The 18,775-nt window shown below is 42.6% G+C and carries 18 protein-coding genes and 2 pseudogenes; 7 read left to right on the forward strand and 13 right to left on the reverse strand.

Going from position 1 to position 18,775, the window contains the following annotated elements:
• Positions 1–286 precede the first annotated feature (286 nt).
• Positions 287–925, forward strand: coding sequence for an FMN-dependent NADH-azoreductase (locus Xedl_RS12700; RefSeq protein WP_074024160.1), 639 nt, complete (start codon positions 287–289; stop codon positions 923–925).
• A 44-nt stretch (positions 926–969) separates the two neighbouring features.
• Here the strand turns inward: Xedl_RS12700 and Xedl_RS12705 are convergent, their stop codons facing one another.
• From Xedl_RS12705 to Xedl_RS12715, 3 genes are read right to left on the reverse strand one after another with little or no spacing between them, the layout of a single operon-like run.
• Entirely contained in the window at positions 970–1,290 is a 321-nt protein-coding gene (locus Xedl_RS12705) for a YdbL family probable chaperone protein (protein ID WP_074024161.1), read from the reverse strand.
• Positions 1,291–1,300: 10 nt separating this feature from the next.
• The gene (locus tag Xedl_RS12710) at positions 1,301–1,477 is read right to left on the reverse strand and encodes a YnbE family lipoprotein (RefSeq protein WP_244149712.1); all 177 of its coding nucleotides are present in this window, start codon (positions 1,475–1,477) and stop codon (positions 1,301–1,303) included.
• Between the two features lie 44 nt (positions 1,478–1,521).
• Complete coding sequence (locus tag Xedl_RS12715) at positions 1,522–4,146, reverse strand: YdbH family protein (RefSeq protein ID WP_074024164.1); 2,625 nt, start codon at positions 4,144–4,146, stop codon at positions 1,522–1,524.
• A 229-nt stretch (positions 4,147–4,375) separates the two neighbouring features.
• Here Xedl_RS12715 and Xedl_RS12720 point away from each other — a divergent pair, with 229 nt between their 5' ends.
• Positions 4,376–5,371, forward strand: coding sequence for a 2-hydroxyacid dehydrogenase (locus Xedl_RS12720; RefSeq protein WP_074024166.1), 996 nt, complete (start codon positions 4,376–4,378; stop codon positions 5,369–5,371).
• 142 nt (positions 5,372–5,513) lie between these two features.
• Here the strand turns inward: Xedl_RS12720 and Xedl_RS12725 are convergent, their stop codons facing one another.
• From Xedl_RS12725 to Xedl_RS12750, 6 genes are all read right to left on the reverse strand, one after another.
• Positions 5,514–6,080: an RICIN domain-containing protein gene (locus tag Xedl_RS12725; RefSeq protein ID WP_143187432.1), complete on the reverse strand. Its 567-nt coding sequence runs from the start codon at positions 6,078–6,080 to the stop codon at positions 5,514–5,516.
• A 173-nt stretch (positions 6,081–6,253) separates the two neighbouring features.
• On the reverse strand, positions 6,254–6,841 hold the full coding sequence (locus Xedl_RS12730) for a phosphatidylinositol-specific phospholipase C domain-containing protein (RefSeq protein WP_083600328.1): 588 nt from the start codon (positions 6,839–6,841) through the stop codon (positions 6,254–6,256).
• Between the two features lie 437 nt (positions 6,842–7,278).
• Positions 7,279–7,716, reverse strand: coding sequence for a YcgN family cysteine cluster protein (locus Xedl_RS12735; protein ID WP_208605055.1), 438 nt, complete (start codon positions 7,714–7,716; stop codon positions 7,279–7,281).
• Positions 7,717–7,734: 18 nt separating this feature from the next.
• A complete protein-coding gene (locus tag Xedl_RS12740) occupies positions 7,735–8,391 on the reverse strand; it encodes a fumarylacetoacetate hydrolase family protein (protein ID WP_074024171.1) in 657 nt (218 codons plus the stop codon).
• 37 nt (positions 8,392–8,428) lie between these two features.
• Positions 8,429–9,514, reverse strand: coding sequence for a lytic murein transglycosylase (locus Xedl_RS12745; RefSeq protein WP_074024173.1), 1,086 nt, complete (start codon positions 9,512–9,514; stop codon positions 8,429–8,431).
• Between the two features lie 46 nt (positions 9,515–9,560).
• Positions 9,561–9,842: a YcgL domain-containing protein gene (locus tag Xedl_RS12750; RefSeq protein ID WP_074024174.1), complete on the reverse strand. Its 282-nt coding sequence runs from the start codon at positions 9,840–9,842 to the stop codon at positions 9,561–9,563.
• A gap of 160 nt (positions 9,843–10,002) precedes the next feature.
• On the opposite strand from Xedl_RS12750, the gene minC reads away from it, so the two are divergent.
• Genes minC through minE form a run of 3 tightly spaced genes read left to right on the forward strand, consistent with a single transcriptional unit; the run spans position 10,003 to position 11,795 of the window.
• Entirely contained in the window at positions 10,003–10,686 is a 684-nt protein-coding gene (gene minC / locus Xedl_RS12755; protein WP_074024176.1) for a septum site-determining protein MinC, read from the forward strand.
• 23 nt (positions 10,687–10,709) lie between these two features.
• A complete protein-coding gene (gene minD / locus Xedl_RS12760) occupies positions 10,710–11,522 on the forward strand; it encodes a septum site-determining protein MinD (protein WP_074024178.1) in 813 nt (270 codons plus the stop codon).
• Positions 11,523–11,525: 3 nt separating this feature from the next.
• Positions 11,526–11,795, forward strand: coding sequence for a cell division topological specificity factor MinE (gene minE, locus Xedl_RS12765; RefSeq protein WP_074024180.1), 270 nt, complete (start codon positions 11,526–11,528; stop codon positions 11,793–11,795).
• Between the two features lie 137 nt (positions 11,796–11,932).
• Here minE and rnd read toward each other — a convergent pair whose 3' ends face one another.
• Complete coding sequence (rnd, locus tag Xedl_RS12770) at positions 11,933–13,090, reverse strand: ribonuclease D (RefSeq protein ID WP_074024183.1); 1,158 nt, start codon at positions 13,088–13,090, stop codon at positions 11,933–11,935.
• Positions 13,091–13,224: 134 nt separating this feature from the next.
• On the opposite strand from rnd, the pseudogene Xedl_RS12775 reads away from it, so the two are divergent.
• Positions 13,225–13,425, forward strand: a pseudogene (locus tag Xedl_RS12775) (tyrosine-type recombinase/integrase); the annotation flags it as partial.
• 550 nt (positions 13,426–13,975) lie between these two features.
• Positions 13,976–14,401: pseudogene (locus tag Xedl_RS12780) on the forward strand (phage tail protein); the annotation flags it as partial.
• Between the two features lie 113 nt (positions 14,402–14,514).
• On the opposite strand, the gene Xedl_RS12785 reads toward Xedl_RS12780, so the two are convergent.
• Genes Xedl_RS12785 through Xedl_RS33615 form a run of 3 tightly spaced genes read right to left on the reverse strand, consistent with a single transcriptional unit; the run spans position 14,515 to position 18,635 of the window.
• Entirely contained in the window at positions 14,515–15,792 is a 1,278-nt protein-coding gene (locus tag Xedl_RS12785) for a phage tail fiber protein (RefSeq protein ID WP_074024187.1), read from the reverse strand.
• A gap of 18 nt (positions 15,793–15,810) precedes the next feature.
• Positions 15,811–16,842 carry a DUF6453 family protein gene (locus Xedl_RS12790; RefSeq protein ID WP_074024188.1) on the reverse strand — a complete coding sequence of 344 codons (1,032 nt, stop codon included), beginning with the start codon at positions 16,840–16,842 and terminating at the stop codon, positions 15,811–15,813.
• Positions 16,839–18,635, reverse strand: coding sequence for a phage tail tip protein J-related protein (locus Xedl_RS33615; protein WP_083600329.1), 1,797 nt, complete (start codon positions 18,633–18,635; stop codon positions 16,839–16,841). Before Xedl_RS33615 ends, Xedl_RS12790 begins: the two co-directional genes overlap by 4 nt.
• Between the last annotated feature and the right edge of the window lie 140 nt (positions 18,636–18,775).

The raw sequence follows: 18,775 nt of genomic DNA on the forward strand, positions 1-18,775 counted from the left end.
TTTAACTGAGTAGCGCTGTCTTTGCAGGCTCAGAGGATTATTTTTTATGACATAACGATATTAGAAGTGTAACATATCTTGTGCAAGCCTATGTACTCCATATATATCCCCTTCTTGGCAACTGCTACTTACCTATGATGATTATTATCTGTATTGATTCAATGAATTTGAATGAATATCTCAAAATATTAAGCTATTGATTGAACCATTCACTATATAAAATATGCCGCACAAACAATATTATCAATGAAGTTATTAGTATCTGAAAGAACTGAGGAAGGAAATAATGAATAAAGTACTGGTTCTAAAATCCAGCATCCTGGCGCAATATTCCCAAAGCAATAAACTGGCCGACTACTTTGTTGAAAAGTGGTTGACTGACCATGCAGAAAGCAACATTACCACACGTGATCTGGCCGAAAATCCAGTTCCAGTACTAGATGGAGAGTTGGTCAATGCCTTGCGTCCAAGTAGTGCAGAACTGACAGAACGTCAAAAAACAGTATTGGCCCTGTCAGATGAATTGATTACAGAGTTAACAACACACGATGTTATTGTCATCACTGCGCCAATGTATAACTTCGCTATCCCTACTCAATTAAAAGCCTATTTTGATCTGATTGCCCGTGCCGGCGTGACTTTCCAGTACACTGAAAAAGACCCAAAAGGGTTACTGGAAGGCAAGCGCGCGGTTATTTTGACCAGTCGTGGTGGTATTCATAAAAACAACTCAACTGATTTGGTGACACCCTATTTACGTACCTTCCTCGGATTTATCGGTATCACTGATGTAGAATTTGTATTTGCTGAAGGCTTAGCTATGGGTGCAGAATCCGCTAACCAGACACACCAAGATGCCCGTGAAGAGATAGATAATATCATAGCGAGAATGGGACAGAAGCAATCTGAAAAAATCGTTGCTTAATATTGTTCCGCAGAATTATAAAGATAGCGCACCATTCGGCGCGCTTATTTTTGCACCCAATTGCCATTAATACCGAGCACATATTCTCCAGAAGCGGCACGGTTTACCAACTTTTCTCCTGCCATCCTGGCAACTTGCGCAGTCGTCATGTTGTTTTGAGCCGCTATCTCAGCGTATTTCTTTTGCCGCTCATCGTTAACTCTTTTAACCACTGATTGAGCATCCTGGGTATTCTTTACCTGTGCCAGATAGCCACTAAATGTCTCTCCCACCAGCCCTTGCTGTTTTGCTTCATTCAACGTCATGCCCATAGCAAAGGAACTGAATAGCAGGCTTAACAGAAATATTATTCCTATTTTTTTCATGTGTTAGCCCTTAGAATAAGTTAGAGTTATCTTTGAGCATATCTTCAATTTGTCTGTCAACCTTAATATGAATTTCGTGCTCAATTTTGACATTCATGTTGATGTTGATAGGCTTATCCGGTGTCGCCACTTCCAATCTGAGACAACCCACTAATGCCATACTGAATAAGGCTACGCTGACCAACATCACACCCACTTTTACCGTTGGCAACCTGAATCTAATGTTCGTTCTCATTTATCACTCCCACTCATTACAGATATATTTTTCTGTAACCATTCTTCCAAGTTACTGCCAAAACGCAGGCTACGCCATAATTGAAAAATATTCTCTTCGTGATGATAGTTAAGCCTGACTTCGCGTTTTCTATCCACTACAGGATTTATCCCACTAATCTCTGAATGCAATGTCAATATCCCCAAATTATCGAGCGTAACATATGCTTTTGAACGATCGATTTCTAAATAACGCAGCCAATCCATTGCCATACCTGCCGATAAGTCATTTTTCCCTATAGAATCAACTGTATCCTTATCCAACCTTAATGTCAGATAATCTTCATTGGATACCCAGCCCCGTTGAATAATCCAACGTTTATCATTTAATAATACAGGCAATTCACCGCTAATTTTTCCTGACATCGCCATTTGTTTGACTTTCAATACGCCAAACAATTTACTTAAATTCAGTTTGTTAAACCGTAATACCGCAGCTTCTTTTTGTGGGATCTGTAATTGTTCCATTGTCAATTTACCATCCAGTATATCTACGTTCACATTGGTCAACGTCAATGGCTGTTCGTCCGTGGCTGGATAGTAACCCAGCAGATCGGCTGTTACATTTTGCATATCAAACAGACCCTTAATTGCCTTGATCCGCAACTGGACGGGAGATCCCAGCCCTAACTGCCACGAGTGCTCCTGTAAACGCCACGGCAAAACAAAATCCAGACCATTAATTTCCCCATTTTTCAGCCACATGCCTGCATTTTTAACCACCCAATGACCGCCTGCAAGCAATCCTTGCCCCTTTGCTGCGGAAAAAGCAGCCTGAGCATAAACCGTTCCACCAAGCACGGTAATCCCCAAATCTGACGGAATTAAAGATTGAAAGGCTAATAAAGATTGCTTTGGCCAGCGCGCTTCTCCTCTCAATCTTTCTCCATCCCAACGACTATAAAAGGGAATTGGGCCAATACCCTTGGAGTACAGTTTGCCATTTAACATAAAATCATCAGGGGATTTTCCTGCAAGCGTAGCTTTAAACTCAAAAGCCGGCAAAAAACCACCAGAGCGAAATTCTGTTTTTTGGACAGATAACTGCAAATCTCCCGTTAAATTAAGGCGATCTGCCGCCCGCTCCCAAATTAACGAATTAGTCAGTCTTAAGCGCGGTGCTTGCATTTTCACAAAACCATATTGGATAAAATCAAAGCCTGTATTTAATGCATCTACCGTTATCTTCGATTGATTCCAGCTTCCCCTGCCTGCGATATCCCATTTAGCTTTTAATGGTGGTAAATGTCCATTTCCCCAATAACGCCAATTCCAATTTCCCTGATCGGGTATAAAATCCTTTGCGAAACCCGCCAGATGTAGTTTAAATTTCCCCCAATAACGGTCTTGTGCCGTCACAATGGCTTGAAGACGGCCAGTAAAACCATTGCGAGTTAAATAAGTGCCCGCCAAAGGCAATCGGGCTTCTTTGACAGTAAATGTTTCACTGACCTTTCCCCATGCCCGAAACAAAGCACCTGGATGAAAAGTTATTTTAGGATCAACCAATGGCCCTGTAATAACGGCAGGCAATGACATCGTCATGACCATCTGGCCGCTATTCATTTGCCCAGTTAACTGAAACGGAATATGAACATTGGTTATATTGATTGGCGTTGGTTTCACGGAAAGAACAACATTGCCTTTACCCTGCTCATTTTGAGTAACCAGATTTATCCGCCCACTGACAAACATGCCTGACAAACCTTTTTTCCATTGTTCAAGCGTAATATTCACCCTTCCAGACAACGTTTGATTACTCTCCAACCATTGCCATTTACCATTAGCAATCTGGAACTGCGATTCGTCGAATGACCAAGGTAATTCTGCTAATGTTTGCCGGTTTTTCTCTTCAATAACGGTAAGCAATCCGCTCTGTTCCTGCCAATTCAATGCCAGTTGCAACGGGTCGGGATATTGACTCAGGGATAAGTGCGCTACAATTTGGCCTTGTTCTGGTAGCGTTGCAGTATTCAAGGGTAATGTGATATTTCCATTCAGGGAAATTACCTGTTCAGGCAATTTCACAAAAAAGCGCTGAACAATGAGCTTCTGCTTATCGGTAATATGTGCATTGAGTTTTAATTTTTCACCTTGATAAGAGAATATTTTCCCCTGAGCTGATGAACTAAATTGCAGTTTGCCAGCAAACTCCTGCCAAGGCATAAGAGCCAGATGATCAACGGTAAGATTAACCGCAGGTATTACGGATAATATTTCTTGCACAGAGAGTGGGGCTGATCGCTCTTTTGCTACAGGTAATTTCGCCAGACATTGGCTCTGGCTGTCAATATTGGCGGCATGAATATTCCAGCGGCGATTTTCACTATTTTCCACGGATAAATATTCCACAGATAGCCCAGAGATTTTGACCCATTCACACGCTTTCGCCTTTAATGACAGTTCGTCTAACCACAATGTACTGTTTTTCCACCGCGGTTGGCTCAAAGAAAAAGTGACACCCTGTGGCAACCAATAACTGGCAATCAATGGTAACCAACGTGGAAGTGTATACCATCCCACCGACGCCAATAACACCAACAGAACCACCATTACTGCAAATACTTTGAGTATTTTTGCCATTAAACCCTTATCTCTTCTTGTCACCCTGAGAACAACTTCCTGTTATGATAATCTCATATCAGGCTCTAAGCCGATTTATTATACAAGCTATCTCTATGAATAGCTTATCCGGCGATTTATTCGAGTATAGCGAAAGATAACGTTTAGAACCTTCAGGAGACATCATTATTGCAGGCAGTTTTTGCAGGCTCGAATGATTCTATAGTTACTGTATAGTGGAGATGTTGTTATGAAACTGGTTGTTTACAGTACAAAGCAGTATGACCGTAAGCATTTTGAAATGCTCAACCAAAAACTTGGCTTTGATTATCATATCGAGTTTTTTGATTTTCCTTTGAGTCCACAAACGGCCAAAAATGCCGTTGATGCAGATGCCATATGTATTTTCGTCAATGATGATGGTGGACGGGAAGTGCTGCAAGAACTGGCAGAGATGAACATCAAAATCCTGGCACTACGCTGCGCCGGATTCAACAATGTCGATCTGGATGCTGCGAAGGAATTAGGTATCCAGGTTGTTAGAGTACCGGCTTATTCTCCTGAATCCGTTGCCGAACATACGGTTGGATTGATGTTATGTCTTAATCGACGTATCCACCGCGCCTACCAACGTACCCGCGATGCCAATTTTTCTCTTGAAGGATTAACGGGTTTTAATATGTATAAACGTACTGCGGGCATTATCGGAACAGGAAAAATCGGTATTGCTACTTTGCGGATCTTGAAAGGCTTTGGGATGCGTTTACTGGCACATGACCCCTACCCCAATTCTGAGGCCTTGAATATGGGTGTGGAATATGTAGATTTGGATACGTTATATGCGGAATCGGATGTAATCTCCCTGCATTGCCCCATGACACCAGAAAACCACCATTTATTGGATGAAACAGCGTTCAACAAAATGAAAGATGGCGTGATGATTGTTAATACCAGCCGAGGCGCCTTAATTGATTCTGTGGCTGCTATTAATGCTCTGAAACAACAAAAAATTGGCGCGCTTGGCATGGATGTTTATGAAAATGAAAGAGATTTATTCTTCGAAGATAAATCAAATGACGTTATTCAAGACGATATCTTCCGCCGCTTATCTTCTTGCCATAATGTACTGTTCACCGGCCATCAGGCATTCTTGACCGAAGAAGCCTTAACCAGTATCAGTGAAACAACTTTGCAAAATATTCAGCAATTAGTTGCTGGAAAGGTTTGTCCAAATCTTGTTGAATAATTTTCAATAATCACTCACAACCGCTTCTACGGTTATGATTACTCAATATTAACTGGGTAATCCTTTTAACCAAAATACAATGCTACAAATCTCACGAACAGAAAACACAAGGTATCCTGTTCGTGAGTCTTTTATGATAAAATTAATTGCCTGCTTTATTTTCAAAAGTCATTTGCCACTCATCTTGTGCCACTTGATTACCCGGAGCCCAACACGGGACAAGTTTTCTGTTCTCTGCATATGAAAGACTGCTTTCATAGAGGTAACATTTATAATATTCATTATAAATGTTACCATCTTTTATAGTCCAGACGCTTTCTCTCGTTGGCACACCATTAACCCAAGTAAACACAGTTCTTCTGTTATCTTCAATAAAAACACTGGCATACAAAAACTCTTTATGATAAGTGTTGAATATATAATACTGATTATTGTTTTCATCGTAAGGAATTAACATCCAAAAACCGTTAATTACCTTATTTCCCGGAGCCCAGCCAAAAACCTGTCTCCTGTCCCCTTTTGAGTCCATATATAAAGAAGCATAGAAATAATGCCTCCCATAATATTCGTTAAAAATAGAATATATCGGCAAATTATATAGGTCTCTATTTTCATTCCTCTTTATTATCTCGGCAACCAGGGCATTAGTATAAAAGTCCATTACAATGATCCCAATGTGCGGTGCCTCATTTTTTGAATTATCTACCAAATCACAACCCAGTCCCTCTTTAAATTCACTAGTTATTATGGGTAGAAATACTGTGGAAAATTCCTCTCGTACGTTAAAAATGCTTGGGCCCCCTGCTGGACTACAGTGATTTAAATATATTTCAGATGTATCATTATTTCGATTTGATTTCGTTGCCTCATTTACAAAGTTAACTACAAATGTTTTTTTTCCTCATCGGTAATAACAGCATTATCCTGAACGTTTATAGAATCATAGGGAATTCCTGGCAATGTACGTACATTTGAAAGAATAACAATTTTTCCCCTTACTTGACCAAGTGTTGGAATAGCAGACTCCAGATACATGCTGTTATGATAGCTTGAATAATATGTATTAAATATTTTCACAAACTCAACATCATCAATAGGAATAGGTGATTCTTCTTTTTTTATTCTCATAACAATGGTTTCAGAACTATTATTTTCCAAAAAGGAAATGCATTCATTTAAAACATCACCAAAGTTTATATTGAGATAAAAATCACCAAAATGGATGGTGAATACATAATTAATTCCACGACATCTAATATCCAGATAACGGATACCATCTGCCAGTTGTTTTGTTATTGTGCAATCCGGATTTTGTGTAGCAACACCTCTATCAATAAAATCCGGTTGCCCCGATGCTCCTTTTCTGGCACAACTGACGTGAGTTCCCGGAATAGATATGCACGCTAAACTTTTACCATCATCAATGCAACTCATCCAGTTGTTAGTATTGCTTAATAACGAATATCTCATACTTACCTCCCCCAAAAAATAATACTGAGATCCCTTTTAATCAAAGAATCTAAGTTCCACTCATCAGGCAATGCTATTTCCCTATTATCGAGAAAGTTTCGCTATCCTTAAGGGCAAGATGATAGTTAGTATTAAATAGCTTATCTACTCCTGTTCATTCTTAACCTGGTTCATCTCTTCCTCGGACAATAATCGTTATATAGTAATTGTTCATGTTAATAAAAGTTTTCTGACCCAAAATGCTTACTAGAAAAATAAATAATTAACATTTGTAATTATAATAAAAGTAACTTTAATAAGTGTGCTCAACTTCACAAAATTTCACAATTTCTCTTGATATCATAACATATTGCATTTAATAAGGTTTTCCCACATATGCCATACCCCAAGCATCTAATGCATGATATAAAATCCCTTTTATATCAAACAAAAGATAATTACATGGGTTTATTAAGGATATGCTCTTCCCAATCCACCACATCCACTTCACGCACAGCAATATGCCTGACAGAAATACGCTCCGCATGCATGGCCGATTTTGAACCACTGACCAAGGGATGCCAAGGAAGGAGTCTTTGCCCCTCGCCAATCAGACGATAAGCACATGTCTTTGGCAGCCATTCAAAGGTGTTCATATTCTCACGAGTCAATTTGATACAGTCAGGCTCGTATCTGAAACGATCTTCATAATTCTTGCACTGGCAGGTTTTAATATTCAGTTGATTGCAAGCAACATTGGTAAAATAAATTTCATCCGTATCCTCATCCATCAACTTATGCAGGCAGCACTGACCGCAACCATCACATAGTGCTTCCCACTCTTGATCTGTCATTTGTTCTAAGGTTTTCACCCGCCAGAAAGGTTGAGACATAATTTCTGTCATTCCTCGTAGTTAAATCACTCTGGTTGTCAAAACGTGCTCATTGAGAGAAACGCCTAACACATCATCAGATTGCAATGACCCTACGCCTTCAGGCGTTCCCGTCAAGATAATATCGCCTGGACGCAAGGTAAAAAAACGCGACATGTAACTAATTAACGAAATGATAGGCGTTCGCATGTCACTCGTGTTGCCGTTTTGACGCAATTCGCCATTTACGGTCAAAGAAAGTTGGGCATTTTGTGGATCACCAAAAGCATTGACAGGAATAAAACCCGAGATCGGACATGACTTATCAAATGCCTTACTTTTTTCCCACGGTTGCCCCGATTGTTTAAATTCACGCTGTAAATCACGTAATGTCAAATCCAGCGCAACTGCAAAGCCTGCAATCGCCTGACTGACTCGCTCTTCATTGGCATTTTTGAGTGTCGAACCAATCAAAACCGCCAATTCTATTTCATGGTGCACGGCTCCTAATTCCCGTGGGATAAAAACAGGCTGACGTAGATCACACAACGCTGTTTCAGGTTTGATGAATATCACCGGCTCTTCTGTGGATTGGGAGCCCATCTCTTTCATATGTTTGTCGTAATTACTGCCGACACAAACAACCTTATTAGCAGGAAAATCCAACAATACCCCCTGCCAATCCCGATGTTGGTACATAACATTGTTCCTTTATCTTGTTTTCAGGCTCTGATTTTCAGCGAGTGAGAAAATGAGTACGTTGCATAATGCCGTCTGCCATCATACCAACACTGAGAGCAAAATAGTAAGAACGATTCCAGTGCATGATGGTGCGAAAATTTTGTGTCACCCAAAATGCCCGTCGTGCCGGATCATCAGGGATAACTATCCAACCTTTGGTATTTGCAGGCAACTTAGCAAAATGTGGAGATGAAATTCCCAATGCCTGCCATTGGGCAATGGTTTTTCCCTGTTCGGGTTTAATACCCTCTAAGGCGATATCAAAGCCTGTAGGTAACGAAATGGTATATCCCCACGGTAAGCCTTGCCTCCATCCTTCCTTATGTAAGTAATTGGCAGTAGAGGCAAAGATATCTGCTTTATTGTGCCAAATATCAATTTGGCCATCACCATCGCCATCAGCACCATACGTTAAGTAAGAGGTTGGCATAAATTGATTTTGCCCCATTGCCCCCGCCCAGGAGCCTTTTAACGTCTGCTTTTCATCAATATATTGATTTTCAATTATTTCTAACGCTGCCAGTAACTGTTTGATAAAAAATACTTCTCGACGCCCCTCAAAGGCCAGCGTGGATAACGCCGAAATGACATCTTCTTTTCCCTGAAATTTGCCAAAACCGCTTTCTAAGCCCCATAAAGCAACAATATAGGCTTCGGGTATACCACATTTGCGGCTGATCCTTTCTAACTGGGAATGATTATCTTCATATACCTTAACACCCTGTTCAATTTTCCAGGCAGGCAAGACGCGGTTCAGGTAATCATCCAGAGTCACTTTTTTTTCTGGCTGGTTACGATCGGCTTTAATGACGCGCGGAATAAAATGGATATTGGCAAATGCCCGATCCAATGTTTTTTCACTGATCCCTTGCTCTCTCGCTTGCTGTTTCAGCAAAGCCACATAGGCGGGAAACTGTGATGGTTCACGGGAACTCAATGGAAAATCTAGCTCCAATGCCTTGGCCTCAGCTCGAGAGCCTGAAGTCAGCATCGATGGATTGTACAACTGTTTTCCACTTGATGTACTGCACCCTGTCAGCAGCGTTGCTGTCAATAAAGTTAGCCCAGTGATTAATTTCATAAATTGGCTCCTCCTCAATTCAAAATCAGGCAGTTGCCAGCAATTTTTATTGCTTAAGTGGCTTATTTGATACCAGATGCTCATTGAGCAAACTTTCTACTGGCGGTGGTATTTGCAGGTAAAAACCTTGCTCATTCAACGCGGTTTTTACTTTTTCAATATCAGCATTAGCCAGTTTTTTTCTCCCAGATAATGAAATCATCATCGAATATTGAGGTTCACCAAATGTTCTTAACAAATCTTCAGGAACGCGCGAAAAATCCCCTCTTTTTTCAATATACAAATATGTTTGGTCACGTTTTGGGCTTCTGTAGATTACACAAATCATTGTTATAAACTCTTTTAAATTAACGCTGTGACTTGCTTGAATAATTCACTAACTATAACATGCTTATTATATTTAAGAATATCGTCTCCCAGAGGCTATTTTAGGAAAAATGTTTGTTAAACTACCTTGGGAAACTTAACCTTACTGAGTCAGAATATCGATGTCACAGTCGCCAATTGAGCTAAAAGGCAGTAATTTTACGCTTTCGGTCGTTCATTTATATGATGACCAGCCGGAAGTTATTCATAAAGCTATGCAGGAAAAAATGGAGCAAGCGCCCGAATTCCTGAAAAATGCGCCCGTTGTTATCAATATATCTGCTCTCCCTGTTGATGCAGATCTCCTCGCACTCCACCAAGCCGTTGAATCAGTTGGATTGCGCATTGTTGGCATCAGCGGTTGTCAAAACGAAGAGCAACGAGAAGTTGTTCTAAAATCTGAACTTCCTTTATTGAAAGAAGGTAAAAGTCAGAAAGTTCTTACTCAAGAAAATAAACCGGCTGAACCTATTTTCAAAAAAACTCGTATAATTAATACACCTGTTCGTTCAGGACAAAGAATTTATGCACCAAACAGTGATCTCATTGTGACAAATAATGTGAGCGCTGGTGCAGAATTAATCGCTGATGGAAATATTCATATATATGGTGTGCTGCGTGGACGCGTATTGGCAGGTGCATCTGGTGATCAAGAAAGCCAGATTTTCTGTACCCATTTAAACGCTGAGCTCACCTCTATTGCAGGTCAATATTGGCTCAGCGAAAAAATTCCAGAAAATTTTGTTGGCAAAGCAGCAAAATTACGTCTGGTGAACAATGAATTAACTATTGAAACTTTAGTCTAGCCCTTATAACAAGGAATCGCTTCATGGCACGCATTATTGTTGTTACATCTGGTAAAGGTGGCGTTGGCAAAACCACTTCAAGCGCGGCCATTGCTACCGGTCTCGCTCAAAGAGGAAAAAAAACCGTCGTTATCGATTTTGATATCGGTTTACGGAACCTCGACCTAATTATGGGCTGTGAGCGCCGTGTGGTTTTTGACTTCGTGAATGTCATCCAAGGTGACGCCAGCGTGAATCAGGCACTTATCAAAGATAAGCGCACAGAAAATCTCTATATTCTGCCTGCTTCCCAAACCCGTGATAAGGAAGCACTCACCAGAGATGGCGTTGAGAAAATCCTGAATGAATTGGATCAACAAGGATTTGAGTTTATTGTCTGTGATTCACCTGCTGGCATTGAAAGCGGCGCATTGATGGCGCTCTACTTTGCTGATGAAGCAATTATTACAACAAACCCGGAAGTTTCTTCTGTCCGTGACTCTGATCGTATTTTAGGTATTTTGGCATCCAAATCACGCCGTGCGGAAAAAGGTGACGAACCCATTAAAGAGCACCTTCTGCTAACGCGCTATAATCCAGGGCGTGTAAACCGCGGCGATATGCTGAGTATGGAAGATGTACTGGAAATTCTATGCATTCCTTTACTCGGTGTCATCCCAGAAGATCAGTCTGTTCTCCGTTCATCCAACCAAGGGGAACCCGTCATTTTAGACAAAGATTCTGACGCGGGTAAAGCATACGAAGATACTGTCTTACGTTTACTCGGTGAAGAACGGCCTTTCCGTTTCATCGAAGAAGAAAAAAAGGGCTTTTTAAAACGCCTGTTTGGGGGGTAACGCATGGCTTTGTTAGATTTCTTCCTGTCGAGAAAAAAACCGACAGCCAATATCGCCAAGGAACGGCTACAAATCATCGTGGCAGAGCGACGCCGTGGTGACTCTGAGCCAGCCTATTTGCCCGATATGAAACGGGATATTCTGGCTGTAATTTGTAAGTATATACAAATCGATCCAGACATGCTTTCTGTACAGTTTGAGCAAAAAAATGATGACATCACTGTACTGGAACTTAATGTAACATTACCAGAGGTCGAGGAATCGTCAAAATAGCAGTATCAAACGATGCTATTTAATCCTGTTTAGTAATCGATAGAAAATAAAGGTAACTTTCCCTGCCTATATATTAGGCAGGGAATGGAATTTACATCTCTTAAATAAAAACGATGGTTGTCATTGAATTAATGTTACTACTCCGAATAATTTGCCAATATTTCAGCGATAGGTTCAGCTAGCCACTTGCCTCGCCAGCCTCTGATTAATTCGGGTTGATACTCTAGTGATTTCAATTTCCAATGCCAACAAAGTAATTGATTAATTTGACGGCGAGAAGCCAGTAGTTCGGCACTAAAATGATGGGATTCCCCTATCTGAGTAACCAAAGATTTAATTTCTTTAAACGCTTTACGATATCCAGGGTAATCAACCAAATTCACAATTTGAGCCGGACATTCTTCTTCTGGAATATCTCTGCTCTGCACAACCATCGCCAACAATCGACGACCATGACAACGAATTTCTTGCCCACTCAATCCCAAGGCATCCAATTCTGCCAAAGACGTTGGCATATAACGAGCCACCTGCCATAAATTTTCTTCTCGGATCACAAAATTGACCGCCAGATCACGCTCACGAGCTTGATTTAAACGCCAGGCAGCCAGTTTTTTCAAACAGGCTAATTGCCTTGGCCGCAATTGCCATGCATTACCGATACTTTTATAAGCATATTCTGGCATCAATACTTCTTTACGGCGTTGGGCTATTAAATTACTTTCATCTTTTGCCGCATCCAAATATCCCGCCAGCTCTGTTTTTTCCATCAAGATATCGGCTAGCGGTAATAAATAGTAGACATCTGCCGCAGCATACTGACATTGCTTTTCGCTCAGTGGCCGAGCCAGCCAATCAGTGCGGGATTCACTCTTATCCAATTCGATATGCAAATATTCAGCAACCAATGTTGCAAAACCGCATGACATAGGATAACCAATAAATGCGGCCAGTACCTGAGTATCAATCATGGGTTCCGGCAAACACTGGAAACTATTACTAAAAACCTCTAAATCTTCACTACCCGCATGAATAAATTTTAATACGTTCGGATCGGTCAATAACTCCCTAAAAGGCTGCCATTGCGAAATTTCGAGGGGATCAATCAGAGAAAGCTGTTCACCATCAAACAGTTGGATCAAACCTAATTGGGGATAATACGTCCGCGTACGTACAAATTCAGTATCTAGTGCAATTTTTGCTTGTTTTTTTGCCTGCTCACAGGTGGACTGCAATTGGGCATCGGTAGTAATCAACTGATAATTACAATTTGATAAAAAAATATTATTTAAATACATTATGTTACATAACCATAAATTCTAATAAAATATAACAATGTACACAGTTATGTACACACAATAAAAAATCTCAAACGTCCTTTACTCGGATAGCTGTTTCTATAGTATTAGACATGCTTTTCACTTACCACAACTTTGAGAAATTTACTCCAAGGGATATCAGGAGAACCTTTAAGACACTTGCAGGGGAAATGGGGATCAGTTCTGAGATGAGGGATAGATTGCAAAACCACAAAAAACCCGGTGTTTCAACCAAGCACTATGACCGTTACGATTACCTGAAAGAAAAACGGGAAATTGTAGAGCAATGGGAAAGGAAATTACTATCACTATAGGGCAGAAATCTGCCCTTCAACATAAATGGGCTTTCAAATCCCACACCTCCGTTTGAAACGGAAGGAAAGCGGGGTTGTCGACCAGTAAAAGTAATAAAATCAATAAGTTTATCCCTTTTGTCCAGCACGTAAATCAACTATTGGGATTTCCGTAATGGTTGAGCCAAAGTGAGGACTACGGTATTCTTCGAGGTCACTGAGTTAATGACCTCGACAACAGGACTCCTTAAACTAAAGGAATTCCTGTAGTTATTCACGCCTCCGGTTGAAGCGGAAGCATGCTGAATTGTATTACCCATCTGATAAATTCTATTAATTCCCCACCTGTCATTTTATGTCATCCTGCCAACAAAACATGCAATCTATCAAATATAGTCAAGCTGTACTCTCCAGTATTGATGAACCGATTTTATTGATGTTCACAGGCGGAGTAGTATCCCACCGCCTTCATGTTACTTAGCAATTGTATTGTTGATGAAATGAGGGAATGAATATGCAAGATAAAAAGCCTGATGTACCGACACAACAATCATGGGAAGACTTTGGTTACACCGCTTTACCTGTTGGTGTTCCTGTTCCTTGGCCGTCAGAGATTCCACCGGATGGCTGGCTTAAATGTAATGGTGAAGCATTTGATAAAGAAAAATATCCGAAGCTTGCCCTTGCTTATCCATCTGGTGTGCTACCCGATTTAAGAGGTGAGTTTATTCGTGGCTGGGATGATGAGCGAGGAGTAGACTCGAATCGCAATGTTTTATCATGGCAAGTTGATACATTCGCAAGGCATAATCACAGCATTAAAACTACAGAAAGTTCTATAACTGCTAATGATAATGCTGATCCCGTTCGCGGCGAAATGCCCGGCTCAGTCAACAGTTTGGGTAGTATTGGTGGAGATAAATCTATTGGCATGACTGGTGATAACGAAACCCGCCCTCGTAACGTAGCTTTCAATTACATAGTCAGAGCCGCTTAATTCCGAGCAATAGTCTAACCCGCAACTTCTGCGGGTTTACTTTATTCCCCCACTTCCCCCCACCTCACATTCCACACCGAATCTGCTGGCATAAGGGGCATAGTACCCCTATATTATTTTGACTCAGATAATCTTTGTTGCTGATTCCAGATAGAATTCTCTGGCATCTGGACACGGACAGATATAGACCGACCGGCAGGAATATCAATCGGGTCACCGTCAGCGTAGCCCTCTCGTGTATTTCTGGCGAATGTGGGTGCGTCGGTGTGCTCTCGGTGGTAGGTCATGATTTTGATGGAACCATCCGGTAGCACTTTGTAATCAACCCAAATCAACGGCTGTTTATTTTTACACAGCGGTATCTCAACCCCACCATCAACACCGCCCCATGCGGCATCGGCATTGAATCCCAGCACGTTTTTGATGAGATAGACGCCCTCGGACAGACGTTCAACGGTAGCGCCCTCGGATTCGTCGTTGGTGGTAAATTTACCATCAGCGTAGATTTGGACGATGGGGGAACTCTTACGTATGTAGCCGTTGCCATCTGACCATGAATTCAATTCGCTCCAAACTCGTTTCCAGGCTCCTTCTTTACCCTCCCATAACGTCCCAGCGCCTACCCATTTCGCGCCTCTTATGGCTTCGGTGGCATAAACATCTCCTGTTACTGTTCCTCCTGTCAGTGCCAATGCTCCTATTTGGGTTGCATTAGGGGGGTAGGCCTCGCTGTACGCCCGCGACCATCCTCCAGTATCATGACAGTCATATAATTTACTGCCGCCAATCCAGCCTTTCGCTTCGATATCACTGGCAGTCCAAACTTTCCCCTCAATGGTTCCGCCTGTTTTAGGGTAGGCATTTACCGCCTGATCTACCGTTCCCGCCAAACCAATATTCCTCACAAATTCCGCTTTATTCGGAATATCTGCCCCGTTCTGCGCTTTTTCGAGGCGGTTATCAATAGACTGGTTGAGTTGAGCGATGTTTTCATACAACGCCTTAATCGACTGTAACGATACCGTTTGACCATTCGGCAAGGTCACATCTACCACATCATCCTGTGACATCCATTTGTCCATGTTCTGGAGGAACAGGGTAATGTAGCTGGCGTTGGCTAAAATATGCCTGACCCCATCCGAAATGGAATTCGGAACGGTGGTCTGAATCTGGTATTTCACGTTATTCAGGGTAACGGGAATGGTATCGGCCAATACCAGTTCGGTATCGGAGTTCACCGCCTGAATCATGTGGATTAAATTGTTGTTGCCTGACCGGATTAATATAATCTGTCCGGGCGCAACGCCGTTGATATTCGATATAAATTGCGTGCCCGTGCCGCGGACAATAGCCGAGCCGGACACGGTGGAAATTGTGCCTGTATAGTACATGGTGTGGTTCCTGAGAGGTTAGAAGTAGTCGTCGAAGTTGATTGCGTAGATATCGTAGTCGATGGATTTATAGCTAAAATTGTTCAACTGAAAATATTCAAAATCCATTCTCCCTGCCTCGCTCACTGAAATAGCTCGGCCTGAGAATTTGAAGCCTGAATCAGCAAAGCGCCATCTGTTTCTGCCTACGTTTCTGACCAGCTTAGCCAGCCGATTAACGTGCACCATCGGGCGGGCAATGGTTTTAGCAGAACCGCTCCCATTTCTCACCGCAATCATTTCACCCGTAAAAAAAGGCGCATAAGAGGAGGAATAGGTCATTTGCCCTGAGGCGTTATAGATGGCGATACCCCAATCCGGCTTCTGTAACGCAAATCCGCTGGAGAAAATGACGACATACACCTCACAGGCAACATCATTGTTCACGACAACCCGGTCATGCGTCATACCGATTGACGCACCATCGGTTTCTGTTCGGGCAAATACCAGGCATTGCTCCCGGTTAGGAATGGAATCCGGCACCCGCCATTGTCCATTTTTCCCCAGCGTGAATTTTCCACGATAGACACAGTAACCCAGCCGATTTTTGTCTGTAATCGTCGATACGCCGTTCATCCCCGCTAATTTGATGCCAAATGAGCCAGTTTGTTTGGGGTAGCCGCAAACCTGAATATAAAAATGGTTGTCGTCATCGAAATTAGGTACAAATGCGTCGATTAACGCCCCCATTACGGTTTGGTGTCTGATGGGAATATCATTGTATTCAAAATGCAGGTATTGACCCTCCATTCTGATATTTTCAATCCTGATATCGACAATAGAAGAAACCATCCCCCTAAACCCAACCATCACCGTTTTTGTAGGTATCAGGACGATGTTAAAATCCTGCGACTCAGGAATATGGCGTGACTGTCTCCATCCGTATTGTCGGTAATCGTCGTATAACGCCACCTTCACTGTGCGAATCAGGCTCAATGTCTGTGCCCGGTCAGAATCCAGATAGTAAGGTTTACCCCCGTCACCAGGATGCACCATCATTCCCCAACTCATATTTTTCCCACCTTAACCCGTAATATGCCACTGCCGTCAAAGACCGCCAGTCCGGTGTGGTCTAGTGCTACCCGCGCCCCGCTGGCCGAACTGCGCATCTCAAACGCACCGGATTTTGGCAGGTTCCAGCCACCATACGGCCAGTTATCCGAGCGTAACCCGTCCGCGATTTTTGCCATCGTAATAGAGGCGTTTGAGATTTTGGCGTTAGTAATGCTGCCATTTTCGATAAACGCATCCCTGATAAACACCTGACAATTCTTCACCGCCATAAACGGTTCTAATTTGCCGTTAGCTGGGTTAAAAAACGCAAAGTTGTTGGCAGAAAACCCGATATACGATTCCAGATTGCCATTCTTGAATTCACCGCTAATCACCATGCCACCTGCGTTATATTTTGTCCCATTGCGGTTAATGGTGATGTTTACGCTGTGGATGGCGTATCCGGCATTCTGACTGAATTCCGCCTGCATCTTGCTACTAATTACCGCTGACTGCTCTTTAAACTGAGCCTGTGTACGCTGCTCACTCTCAGCCAGAGCCGAATCCACTTTCGTAATGGCCTTTTTGTTCTCGGATACACTCGCCTTAATGTCGTTCTGTATTTCCGCTTTTACCTCAGTGATTTGTTGCGCCCATGCCGTTTGTGAGTCAGCAAAGACCCGATTTAGGCGTCTGATTTCTGCCTTATTCTCCCCATCCTTCACGATTAATTCATGGGCATTACGATAAATATCTGCCCCGTTAATCAGCGCAGCCTCAGCCTGATAGTCCAGTTGCGATTGCAGGCGCTTACCCGCTTCGGCGGTGAGGAATTGGTTACCTAACTTCTCCACTATCTCCGTGGTATTATCATTGGGTTGGCCGGAACCTTCGATAAATGGCGACTTACCATAGGTATTGATTGTCCTGATATAGAACCAGTACGTTGTTCCGGCCTTTAATTGATCTTTTATCCAGAAGTTACCCTGTCCCAATCGGTCAGCATGGTTAATAACCGCCGATTCATGGGTAAAATCCAGTTGTTTCTCGCTGAACCAGAACTCAAACGTGTGACCGAAAGAGGCAACATCTCCCTGACGGGGAACAATAGTCAGAGAGAAGAAACCGGGGGTGATCTCCACGTTCACAGGTGGAGGCGGTGCCTGAATGGAAAACTCAAAAACAGCAGGGGCTGACATGGCACCGGCTGCATTCACTGCCCTGACCTCGGCACGATAGTTACCCCGCACCAGCCCTGAAATATTGACCGATTCACCAGGAACTTGAATAGTCTGAATAATGCGATCATCCTGAAAGATGGCGACACGGTTAAAAGCTACTTCACTGACATTGCGCCATGACAAGATACCCTGTATCACATCTCCCAGCGTTTGGGGAATGAAGTTCAGTGATATAGGCGCGCCTACACCCCCGACAGGTAACCGGGTAAAAGGCGGGCGCTCAAACGGCTTGCCGATGACATCTTCATACACATAAGCACCGTCTTCTTCCAGTGTCAGTTCCGCACCATCGAGGGCACTAAACCGCCAGTCGATCACCCTGAATTCTAAATCGGTAATACCCAATGTTGGCAGGTTGAGCCTGACCACCTGACCGGGGCGATAGGCGTAACCGTCCAGATTCATCTTCAACTGCACCCGACGCGCTAACCGCTTACGGCGTAAATATTGGTGAGCCAACCGTTGTGCCTGATAAGGGGACGTGACAAATCGAAAATCAATATTTTCCTTAATTTCCAGCCCGTCCTCTGCCACCCATTCACTCCTGACAATAGGCTGTCTCTTGATCACATCTATAGCTCAAGAGACTGTGCAAGCAAGTAACCCTCAAGGATGGTTTGTAATATGAACCATCCTTCCCATAGTCTTTCCCATCCTACTCGACCATTACGTTTTGAATCGTACCAACCCGCAAGCTTTCCGAGGTTAAT

This window comes from Xenorhabdus eapokensis (assembly GCF_001908105.1).